This is a genomic window from Lacrimispora brassicae, from assembly GCF_054772055.1.
In genome coordinates, this window is sequence record NZ_BRYH01000006.1 from 239,351 (window position 1) to 250,661 (window position 11,311).

Sequence of the window (11,311 nt, forward strand, 5' to 3'; positions counted from 1 at the left end):
AATTATGGATTATCGAGTGATGTTTCAGCAGGAAAATGAGAATATTATGGAACGTTTTGAGCTGTCCATGGAACGGATCAGGCAGATGGCATCAGAGCGTACCGTGGAGGAACCGTACCGTGATTATTTTGCCAGGACGGCATCCTTTATCGGCATGATGGAGGAGTATCTCCGGTTCCTTGAGGCCGGAGATCAGAAGACCGCTTCTGCAGAGGTCTTAAAAGAATGGAACCAGAAGCTTTATCAGGATATTTTACCCGGCCATTATGAAGAAAGCTATGCAAACCCGGCGTATGCAGTATCAAAACTGGGAGAAGGTTACGGCCAGCTTCTTTCGTATTTGTATAAGGAGATACGGGGAGACATTGTTTTCGTCCATGAGTGGAGGCTTATTGATTTTACCATTTTAAATGAAACACTGATTGAAATTTACAATATGTTTGAAGAGGGAATCCCTGAGGTTTCCGCAATAAAAGAAGTGATTTACTGGTTTGTCAGCGATTATACGGATCATACAGTTACCTTCCGTGTCAGGGAAGGACTTGATCCCACCCTTTCTTTTGCCGTGGATATCATCCGGGAGAATGATTTAGGGGATCTTCGGTATTTGTATTATTTTGGAGAGTATATTTCCGACTCAGAGTTAAAAACTGCAGAGTTTTTAAACTCCCTTCCTGAGGAAACGGTGCGCCTTATGGCGGATACCTATACAGAAGGGTACCGCAAAGGCTTTGAGGTGATGGGAAGGGATTTAAAGAAAAAGAGTGCAGTGCAGATCCGCTATGAGCTGGGCTTTGAGCGTATGGTGAAGTATGCCATGGAGAATTTTGAGAAGCTTGGCCTTAAAGTGATCCTTTGCCGTGCGGCCGTCTGGATGGTCAACACCAATGCCGGCCGGAAATCCGGTTATTACAGCACATCTCCCAACAGGCAGTATAATTATGACCACCGTTATGATGATGCCCTTTATTTAAACAAAGCGTTTAAGGACCGGAAGGCAGCGGTTTTAAAGGTGGCTTATGAAACCTACAAAGAGCAGGCGGCAGCCTTTGCCGGTCCTGCGGTCCTTGAAACCTTTGGAAAAGAAGGCTTTGAGCCGGTAAATAAGCCGGAAGCCAACCGTCTGGATGTCAGACAGGAAAAGCTTTCAGCGGAAATGTCCAATGAGACCTCAAGAATCCTCAATCAGTATGTGCCTGGAGATGAGACCAGCTTTACCATCATTGCTTTCCCGGTGCCTGAAATCGGAGAGGATTTTGAAAAGATCTTCGAAGAAACCATTGCCATCAACACCCTGGATTACGAAAAATATAAGGCGATCCAGCAGGCGGTTATTGATGTTCTGGATGAGGCGGAATATGTGGAGGTGACTGGAAAAGGAAACAACAGGACCCGTCTTAAGGTGGCTCTTTATCCGCTGGCAGACAGGGATAAGGAAACAAAGTTTGAAAACTGTGTGGCTGATGTAAACATTCCCCTTGGAGAGGTGTTCACATCCCCAAGGCTTACAGGAACGGAAGGGACTCTGTCAGTCAGTTCCGTGTATATTACGGATTTCCAGTTTAAAGATCTTATCATGACTTTTGAAAATGGCATGATAAAAGATTATTCCTGCAGCAACTTTGAAGATCCGGATGAGGGAAAGGCGCTGGTAAAACAGGTAATCTTAAAGAACCACGACACCCTTCCCATGGGGGAATTTGCCATAGGCACCAATACTACGGCTTACGCCATGGCCAGAAAATTCGGAATCATTGATAAGCTTCCCATTTTGATCGTGGAAAAAATGGGACCTCATTTTGCAGTGGGCGACACCTGTTATAGCTGGGCGGAGGAAAGCCCGGTTTATAACCCCAACGGCAAAGAAGTGATCGCAAGAGATAATGAAGTATCCATGCTGAGGAAAGAGGATCCATCAAAGGCTTATTTTAGCTGTCATACGGATATAACCATTCCTTATGCGGAGCTGGATAAGATAGAGGCTGTCACGGCTTCGGGAAAACGGATATTGATCATTGACGACGGAAGGTTCATATTAAAAGGCACGGAGGAATTAAATATCCCTTTATCTGAGGATTAATTGCGAAAAAGTTTGAAAAAACGAAAAAATATGCAAATATTTGACAAATTATATGAAAATGCTTATATAATAAAAGTGCTTGCCGATAAAATATACGAAGGTTAAGGTTGAAAGAAAAACTTCTTTCAACCTTAAATTTATGAATCAGGCGGATATGCCTGCATATTCCGTTGATTCATTGGTATATAAAAATATGATAGATAAAGTGAATGGAGGACAAAGGTGAAGAGTTTAAAGATTGGTGTAAGAATTGGACTTGCTTTTGGAGCTATTCTGATGCTGTTTTTAATAGTTTCCACCATTTCTGTGGTAAGCTTAAGACAAAGCAACGGTAAATTTGTGGATTTTTTTAATAATGGACACCAGGTCAGTGTACAGGTTCTTGAGATGAGACGTGATATCCAGTCTGCGGCAAAGAATGTAGGGTATGCCACCATGAGCCTTGATTTAAAGACTACCGGAGGTTATGTGGATGCTGCGGAGGCAGATCTGGAGGATTTCCAGAAAAGAATGCAGTTCTTAAAGGAAAACTACCGGGGGGACCAGGCCCTGGTGAGCAGCGTTGAAAAAACCTTGAATGAAGCCCTGCCTTACAAGGACAAGGTGTTTGGCCTGGCAAGGGAAAATAAGACCAGACAGGCGGCGGATATATTCTTTGAATCATTAGACCCTTATTTCACCAAGGTTCAGGAAGATCTGGTCAGGATCAGTGATTCCGCCAATGAATATGCTGATGATAATTATGAGAACGCTCAGAAGCTGGTAGGGATCACCCAGACCACAGTGGTTGCTTTGCAGATCCTTGCCGTACTGGTTACCTTGGGCTTTTCCCTTTTCACCACCAGGAGCATCGTGGCACCTGTAAAAGAGATCGAAAAGGCGGCAGAGGAAATGTCAAAGGGAAGTCTCCATGTCCTTTTAAATTACCAGTCAAAGGATGAGCTTGGCTCCTTGGCCGACAGCATGCGGGCCACCATTTCCAATATTGGAAACATGATTGATGATATCAGCAGCCTGCTGGGAGCGCTGGCAATGGGTGATTTCCAGGTTGGCTCCAAGCACCGGGAACAGTATGTCCTGGATTATGAACCCATTCTTCTGGCTATGCGGGGAATCAGGAACAACTTAAGCGAAGCCCTTTTCCGCATTAACCAGTCGGCCGATCTGGTGGCCAATGGTTCGGAGCAGGTATCCTCCGGCGCCCAGGCATTGTCTCAGGGAGCTGCGGAACAGGCTTCTTCTATCCAGGAGCTTGCTGCTGCTGTTAGCGATATATCAAACCAGATAAACACCAATGCCCAAAATGCAAAAGAGGCACGTTTTAAGTCAGAAGAATCAGCCGGGAACGTATCAAAGAGCAATGAGAAAATGTCTGAAATGAACCGGGCTATGATGGAGATCAGCGATAAGTCCAATGAAATTGGAAAGATCATAAAGACCATTGAAGATATTGCTTTCCAGACCAATATCCTGGCATTGAATGCGGCTGTTGAGGCCGCCCGTGCCGGGGAAGCAGGAAAGGGCTTTGCGGTTGTGGCTGATGAAGTGCGTAATCTTGCAAGCAAATCAGGAGAAGCGGCAAAGAACACCACCCTGCTCATTGAGGAAAGCATGCAGGCGGTGGAAAACGGAACCAGGATTACCGCTGAGACGACACAGGCTATGCGGGCGGTTGTGGAAGGCAGCCAGCGGATTAATGCGATCATTGAGGAGATCGCATTGGCTTCTGACAAACAGGCAGTGGCAGTTGACCAGGTGGCTCAGGGAATTGACCAGATATCCTGTGTGGTTCAGACCAACTCTGCCACAGCGGAACAAAGCGCCGCAGCAAGTGAGGAGCTGTCAGGTCAGGCCCAGATCATGAAGGGACTTGTCCAGGGCTTTAAGCTTTATGACGGAGAGAAGGAAGAAAAGGCGCCTCAATCCAAAGCAAAAACAAGATCCAGGGATTTTCAGCCGGAAATTCAGGTTTACGGAGGAGACCAGGAGGACCCGGTTCTCACCATTGATCCTGTTTATTTTGAAGAGCAATCCTCATTTGGAGGCGGAAAGTATTAACCATACATAGTCAGGCGGGAGGGCCGGGAAAGAGGAAATTATCTTTCCGGTTTTCCCGCCCTTTTTGTATCCTTCTGGGGAGACATAAATTTTTAAAGAAAAACCATTGACGCAGCAGAAAAAAGCTAGTATTATATTGATAAGCGTGAGTTAATTAATATGCAATATTTATTAGTTAAACTAATAAATTCCATTACTGCAAATAATGAGTAATCACAACAAATAAAATCAAAAGGAGAATTTACTATGGCAAAGGTATCCATTGTTATGGGAAGTGATTCTGATATGCCTGTTATGGCTCAGGCGGCAGATGTTTTGAAAAAATTCGGGGTGGAGTTTGAAATGACTGTGATCTCTGCCCACAGGGAACCGGATATATTTTTCGAATATGCCAAAACGGCGGAAGCAAGAGGCGTGAAGGTCATCATTGCCGGGGCAGGCAAGGCAGCCCATCTTCCCGGAATGTGTGCCGCCCTGTTTTCCATGCCTGTGATCGGAATTCCCATGAAGACCTCAGATCTTGGCGGCGTGGATTCTCTTTATTCCATCGTTCAGATGCCTTCCGGAGTTCCGGTTGCCACTGTTGCCATTAACGGAGGAACCAATGCGGGGATCCTTGCGGCTAAGATTTTAGCAGTGAGTGATGAAGCACTTTTGGGAAAACTGAAGGAATACTCGGAAAATTTAAAAAATGAGATTGCACAAAAAGCGGAAAAGCTGGATCAGGTCGGTTATGAGGAATATTTATCCCAGATGAAGAAATGAGAAAGTCGGAGGCGAGGAGAAAAATGGATTATAAGAATGCCGGAGTGGACATTGAAGCCGGATACAGATCGGTGGAATTGATGAAAAAGCATGTGCAGGAAACCATGAGGCCGGAGGTTCTTGGAGGGATCGGAGGATTTTCAGGGGCATTTTCCATGTCAGCCTTTAAAAATATGGAAAAACCCACCTTGGTGTCAGGAACCGACGGAGTGGGCACAAAGCTGAAGCTTGCATTTTTAATGGACAGGCACGATACCATTGGAATCGACTGTGTGGCCATGTGTGTCAATGATATCGCCTGTGCTGGCGGTGAACCCTTATTCTTCCTGGACTATATTGCCTGCGGAAGGAATTACCCGGAAAAGATCGCTCAGATCGTAAGCGGTGTGGCAAATGGCTGCAAACAGGCCAATGCCGCCTTGATCGGCGGTGAGACAGCGGAGATGCCTGGGTTTTATCCGGAAGATGAGTACGATCTGGCTGGCTTTTCAGTAGGTGTGGTGGATGAGAAGGATCTTATCACCGGGGCTGACGTTAAGGAGGGGGATGTGCTCATTGGAATGGCTTCTTCCGGCATTCACAGCAATGGATTTTCCCTGGTGCGCAAGGTGTTTGACATGACAAAAGAAAGCCTGGACACTTATTATGAGGAATTGGGGAAAACTCTTGGCGAGGCGTTAATCACTCCTACCAAGATCTACGTAAATGCCTTAAAACGTGTAAAAGAAAGCGGAGCCGTGATCAAAGCCTGCAGCCACATCACAGGAGGCGGTTTTTATGAGAACATCCCCCGTATGCTTCCGGAAGGCATTCGTGGGGTGGTTGAAACCAGCAGCTATCAGGTGCCTGCCATCTTCCGTCTGCTGGCAAAAAAAGGCGCTATTGGGGAAGAAACCATGTACAATACCTATAATATGGGAATCGGAATGGTTCTTGCAGTGAGCCCGTCAGATGCGGATACAGTCATGGAGGCCATCCGCAAGGCAGGGGAGATTCCATACGTCATCGGCCGTACGGAAAGAGGAGAGAAGGGCGTGACTTTATGCTGAGAATCGGCGTGTTGGTTTCCGGCGGGGGAACCAATCTTCAGGCGGTTTTAGATGCCATAGACTGTGGAAAGATCACCAATGCGGAGGTAAAGGTGGTCATCAGCAATAACCGGAATGCTTATGCCCTGGAACGGGCCAGGAATCATGGGATTGAAGCTTTCTCCATTTCTCCCGGGGATTTCAAGGGGAGAGAGGAGTTTTACGAAGCCCTTCTTTTAAAGGTAGACCAATACTGCCTTGACTTAATCGTCCTTGCCGGATATTTGGTTACTGTTCCAGAGGCCATGATACAAAAGTACAGGAACCGTATCATCAACGTTCATCCTTCCCTCATCCCGTCTTTTTGCGGAAAGGGGTATTATGGACTTAAGGTCCATGAAGCTGCCCTGGCCAGGGGCGTGAAGGTTACGGGAGCTACGGTCCACTATGTGGATGATGGGATGGATACGGGGCCGATTCTTTTGCAGAAGGCAGTTGAGGTTCTGGAAGGAGATACGCCGGAGATTTTGCAGCGGCGTGTCATGGAAGAGGCGGAATGGCTGATCCTTCCAAAGGCCATACAGCTTATTGCAAACGGACAGGAGGAACCGGAATGAAGGTCTTGATCATAGGCGGCGGCGGGCGTGAGCATGCAATCGCATGGAAAATATCCCAAAGCCCTAAGGTTGACAAATTATATTGTGCCCCAGGAAATGCAGGAATCAGGGAAATTGCGGAATGCGTGGACATTGGTGTCATGGATTTTGACAGGCAGGTGGCTTTTGCCAGGGAGAAGGAGATCGATCTCACCGTCATAGGCCCGGATGATCCTCTGGTGGCAGGAGCGGTGGATGCCTTTGAGGCAGCAGGGCTTCGGGTGTTCGGTCCCCGGAAATCTGCGGCTTTGCTGGAAGGCTCCAAGTCATTTTCCAAGGATCTGATGAAGAAATACGGGATTCCCACAGCAGGATACCAAGTCTTTGATTCCCCGGAGGCAGCTTTATCCTATCTAAAGACAGCCCAAATGCCCATTGTTTTAAAGGCTGACGGCCTGGCTTTGGGAAAGGGAGTTTTAATATGCAGCACAAGGGAAGAGGCTGAAAACGGAGTGAAGGCTCTGATGCTTGATAAGCGCTTTGGCTCTGCAGGGGACCGGATCGTGGCGGAAGAATTCATGATTGGCCGGGAAGTATCGGTGCTTTCCTTTGTAGATGGAAAGACTGTTAAAATTATGACATCCGCCCAGGACCATAAGCGGGCAAAGGACGGGGACCAGGGCCTTAATACAGGAGGAATGGGAACCTTTTCTCCAAGTCCGTTTTATACGGAAGAGGTGGATGCGTTCTGTAAAGCCTATATTTATCAGGCCACTGTGGATGCCATGAAAGCAGAGGGCCGGGAATTTAAGGGAATCATATTCTTTGGACTGATGCTGACGGAAAAAGGCCCCAGGGTTTTGGAGTACAATGCCAGGTTCGGGGATCCTGAGACACAGGTGGTGCTTCCGCGGATGAAGAATGACATTGTGGAGGTTTTTGAAGCCTGCATTGACGGGACTTTGGACCAGATTGACCTGCAGTTTGAAGAAAACGCGGCGGTCTGTGTGGTCCTTGCGTCAGAGGGATATCCGGAGAAGTATGAAAAAGGATTTCCCATTGCAGGGCTGGAAGCATTTAAAGGCCAGGATGGATATTTTGCCTTTCATGCCGGAAGTAAATTGGATGGCAACGGAACTGTGGTGACCGACGGCGGAAGAGTGCTGGGAGTGACGGCAGTTGGCATGGATTTAAAAGAGGCCGGGGAACATGCCTATGAGGCGGTTAAATGGGTCTCTTTTGAGAATAAGTATATGAGGCGGGATATTGGCAAGGGGATTGAGGAAGGATAAAAAATCCCATGGTCAGATCGTTCTCAGAGTATGTTTGATGCAGAGCTTCATTGTGACGGGTAAGGGTTACCATCAGCAGATGATCTGCTGTGGGATATGGAAAAACAGTGACAGCAGGACAAAAACAGGCAGCGGCAGCCTGTTTTTGTCCTGTTTTTCATATAGCAGGAAATGTCTCTGGGATTCCCTGCTATATGAAAAAACCTTTGCTATGGATGCACACTTTCCCTGAGAAAGTAAAAAAAGTTACCTATTCAGCAAAATATTTAAATTCAGTAATCCATCCACTTGGGATATACTTTAAGAAACTTACCGGTATGAAAGGATGGGAAATTGGGATGAAATATGAATTTAAAGGAAATCAGGGCGATTTTTATATGGAAAATCCGGATCTGACCAGCTATTTATACTTTCCACTGGCAAATGAGTCCGGGGTAATGAGCTGCGTATCCCCTGATCTGGGAGGGGACAGCAAGATGGACCAGAATTCCTTTTTAATGCCTCCAGTCAGTTGCGAAAATCTACATAACGACAAATCCTCCAGAAATGTATGGTGCAGGATTGACGGCACCGTAGTATGGTCCCTGACCGGCCGTTCCTCCTGGCAGCAGGCCCAGATGTTTTCCGAAAACAAGGAGCCAATGGCTGTGGAAGCAGGCTTCATGCATCATAAGATCACAAGAACTTCAGAACAGATAGGAATAAAAGGTGAAATCAGCAGCGTTGTGCCGTCCACCGGAGAGAGTGTGGAGCTGATGAAGATCCAGATTGAAAATACCTCTTCCCAATATAAAAACTTTCAGGTAGTCACAGCCATTCCCCTCTATGCCCGTTCCGCGGATAACATCAGGGACCACCGGCATGTGACGGCGCTTCTCCATAGAATTAAGACAAAGTCTTCCGGAGTCATTGTGACGCCTGCCATGACCTTTGATGAACGGGGCCATAAGTGCAATCACCGGGCTTACGGCGTGTTTGGCGGCAGTGAATCCCAGGGGCCTGTGGGATATTATCCGGTTTTGGAGGATTACATCGGAGAAGGGGGCAGCCTTGAAAACCCAAAAGCCTTGCATGAAAACCCGCTAAAGCCTCAGAACGAGGATTTTGAGACCGGAGGCTATGAAGCCCTGGGAGGGCTTTGCTTTCAGGAATGCAGGGTGGGGCCTAAGGAAAAAATAACCTATGTTGTGGCTCTGGGCTATGGAAATACGGAAGAAGAGCTGATACAAAACTGCGGCCAATTTCTTAGTGAAAGGGCATTTGACAGATCCTGGGAACAGACCGCAGAATATTGGAACCACAAGGTGAACGTCAGATTTAAAACGGGCAATCCTGTTTTTGACCTCTGGATGCGGTGGGTAGGCTTTCAGCCCATGCTGCGGAGAATTTACGGCTGCTCCTTTTTGCCCCATCATGACTATGGGAAAGGCGGACGTGGATGGAGAGATTTGTGGCAGGACTGCCTGGCCCTGCTGATGATGAATCCGTCAGGAGTCCGACAGATGTTAATTGATAATTTCGGCGGAGTGCGGATGGATGGAACCAACGCCACGATCATCGGAAGCGGGCAGGGAGAGTTTATTGCAGATAGAAACAACATTACAAGAGTCTGGATGGATCATGGAGTCTGGCCTTTTTTGACTACGGAATTGTATATCCATCAGACCGGGGATCTTGGGATTTTGCTGGAAAACAACAGCTACTTTAAGGATATGCAGGTGTGCCGCGGGGAGGAAAAGGATCTCCAATGGAAAACAGAAGACGGGGAATTGCTGCGGGATGGCCGGGACCAGATTTATTCAGGAACAGTCCTGGAGCATCTTCTGGTCCAGAATCTCACATCCTTTTATGATGTGGGAGAACACAACCATATGAGGATCAGGGGCGCAGACTGGAACGATGCGCTGGATATGGCTTCCCAGAGGGGAGAGAGCGTGGCTTTTACCTGTATGTATGGATATAATTTAAAAGGTCTGGCCGGCTTTTTAGAAGCGCTGAAAGCCCAGGGAGCAGAGGAATTTGAAGTCGCCCAGGAAGTTAGGAACTTGCTGTCAGAGGACCGGGCTGTTTATGATGACATCAGGAGGAAGCAGGAAATACTCAACGGTTATTGCAGAAGCTGCTCTCACCGTGTTTCGGGAAAAAAGGTGATCATAAAGGGCGAGGAATTACAGGCGGATTTATTGGCAAAAGCCTCCTGGATTTATAATCATATAAGGGAAACGGAATGGATTGATTCCAAGGAAGGGTATGGCTGGTATAACGGATATTATGACAATTCCGGAAACAAAGTGGAGGGTGAAACAGAAGCAGGGGTGCGCATGATGCTCACCAGCCAGGTGTTTTCTCTCATGTCAGGAGTTGCAGCGGATCCCCAGGTCAAGGAGATTGTAAAGGCTTCCCATACCCTCCTGTACCGAAAGGAAATCGGAGGATACCGGCTGAATACGGATTTTAACGAGGTAAAAATGGATTTAGGCAGGATGTTTGGCTTTGCCTACGGACATAAGGAAAACGGGGCGGTATTCTCCCATATGGCCACTATGTTTGGAAATGCCTTGTATAAGCGAAATGCATCAAAGGAAGGGTACCATGCCCTCCTGTCCTTGTTTGACCATTGCAGCGATTCTGAAAAGAGCAGGATATACCCGGGAATTCCAGAATATGTGGATGCCAGGGGAAGAGGAGTGTATCACTATCTCACAGGGGCCGCCAGTTGGTATCTGGTTACGGTTGTCACTGAGATGTTTGGGATCAGAGGACATTATGGAGATCTGGTTTTTAAACCTCAGTTGTTAAAAGAACAGTTTGATGAGCACCATCAGGCCTGGGTATCCATGGTGTTTGCCGGAAAAAGTTTAAAGGTCATTTACAGGAATCCCCGGAATTTAGACCCGGATGCCTATGGGATAACCGGTGTTACGGTGAATGGAGTTCCCTGTCATCACCTTAATGGAGATTGGGGGATTGAAAGAGAGAAGCTTTTAAAATTACCGGACCAGGAGCTTCATACCATTACGGTTGAGCTGAATTAGGAGGGCAGAATGGAAAAAGAATTAATTGAAATCGTGAAGATCCAGCAAGAGGGATATACTCCTCTTGTTGATTATCAGACATGGAGAGTGGCCGTGCTGCGGCATTGCGATGACGTGAAAGTGGAACGTCTGGACTCCATGCAGAAACATCTGGAAACCGATGAGGTGTTTGTATTGCTGGAAGGAAACTGTGTGCTGATTTCAGGCGGGGACGGAGACCGGCCGGGAGAAGTGAAGTACGTAAGAATGGTAAGAAACCAGCTTTATAATGTGAAAAAAGGCGTCTGGCATACTCATGCCCTGGATGAGGAAGGAAGCGTCCTTATTATTGAGAACCAGGATACCTGTGATAAGAATTCATCTACAGAGATCTTAAGCAGGGAGCAGATCCAGATGATTCAAAAGCAGGTCTCCTTCTCTCTTTGACATTTTCCGGCGGAACCGCTAGAATAAAGGT

Annotated in this window: 8 protein-coding genes; all 8 read left to right on the top strand. The window is 47.1% G+C overall.

Annotated elements, in window-relative coordinates; genetic code table 11:
- The first annotated feature begins 4 nt into the window (after positions 1-4).
- The 8 genes from ACYVD3_RS04240 (at position 5) to ACYVD3_RS04275 (ending at position 11,280) form a co-directional block, all read left to right on the top strand.
- Positions 5-2,080 (top strand): aminopeptidase, encoded by a 2,076-nt coding sequence (locus tag ACYVD3_RS04240; RefSeq protein WP_460641258.1) that lies wholly within the window; start codon positions 5-7, stop codon positions 2,078-2,080.
- A gap of 222 nt (positions 2,081-2,302) precedes the next feature.
- Complete coding sequence (locus ACYVD3_RS04245) at positions 2,303-4,138, top strand: methyl-accepting chemotaxis protein (protein ID WP_460641259.1); 1,836 nt, start codon at positions 2,303-2,305, stop codon at positions 4,136-4,138.
- A gap of 246 nt (positions 4,139-4,384) precedes the next feature.
- Positions 4,385-4,903, top strand: a complete 519-nt coding sequence (gene purE / locus ACYVD3_RS04250) for a 5-(carboxyamino)imidazole ribonucleotide mutase (RefSeq protein WP_460641260.1) — start codon at positions 4,385-4,387, stop codon at positions 4,901-4,903.
- A gap of 23 nt (positions 4,904-4,926) precedes the next feature.
- Entirely contained in the window at positions 4,927-5,952 is a 1,026-nt protein-coding gene (gene purM / locus ACYVD3_RS04255; RefSeq protein ID WP_460641261.1) for a phosphoribosylformylglycinamidine cyclo-ligase, read from the top strand.
- Entirely contained in the window at positions 5,946-6,548 is a 603-nt protein-coding gene (gene purN, locus ACYVD3_RS04260; protein ID WP_460641262.1) for a phosphoribosylglycinamide formyltransferase, read from the top strand. The genes purM and purN overlap by 7 nt, the downstream gene beginning before the upstream one ends.
- Positions 6,545-7,819: a phosphoribosylamine--glycine ligase gene (gene purD, locus ACYVD3_RS04265; protein ID WP_460641263.1), complete on the top strand. Its 1,275-nt coding sequence runs from the start codon at positions 6,545-6,547 to the stop codon at positions 7,817-7,819. The genes purN and purD overlap by 4 nt, the downstream gene beginning before the upstream one ends.
- A gap of 338 nt (positions 7,820-8,157) precedes the next feature.
- Positions 8,158-10,854 (top strand): GH36-type glycosyl hydrolase domain-containing protein, encoded by a 2,697-nt coding sequence (locus tag ACYVD3_RS04270; RefSeq protein ID WP_460641264.1) that lies wholly within the window; start codon positions 8,158-8,160, stop codon positions 10,852-10,854.
- A gap of 9 nt (positions 10,855-10,863) precedes the next feature.
- Positions 10,864-11,280 carry a cupin domain-containing protein gene (locus ACYVD3_RS04275; protein ID WP_460641265.1) on the top strand — a complete coding sequence of 139 codons (417 nt, stop codon included), beginning with the start codon at positions 10,864-10,866 and terminating at the stop codon, positions 11,278-11,280.
- Positions 11,281-11,311 lie beyond the last annotated feature (31 nt).

Excerpts from the sequence above, each read along its gene's own strand:
- ACYVD3_RS04275 (WP_460641265.1), top strand. The coding sequence starts at position 10,864 with ATGGAAAAAGAATTAATTGAAATCGTGAAGATCCAGCAAGAGGGATAT.
- purM (WP_460641261.1), top strand. The coding sequence starts at position 4,927 with ATGGATTATAAGAATGCCGGAGTGGACATTGAAGCCGGATACAGATCG.
- ACYVD3_RS04240 (WP_460641258.1), top strand. The coding sequence starts at position 5 with ATGGATTATCGAGTGATGTTTCAGCAGGAAAATGAGAATATTATGGAA.
- purN (WP_460641262.1), top strand. The coding sequence starts at position 5,946 with ATGCTGAGAATCGGCGTGTTGGTTTCCGGCGGGGGAACCAATCTTCAG.
- ACYVD3_RS04270 (WP_460641264.1), top strand. The coding sequence starts at position 8,158 with ATGAAATATGAATTTAAAGGAAATCAGGGCGATTTTTATATGGAAAAT.
- purD (WP_460641263.1), top strand. The coding sequence starts at position 6,545 with ATGAAGGTCTTGATCATAGGCGGCGGCGGGCGTGAGCATGCAATCGCA.
- purE (WP_460641260.1), top strand. The coding sequence starts at position 4,385 with ATGGCAAAGGTATCCATTGTTATGGGAAGTGATTCTGATATGCCTGTT.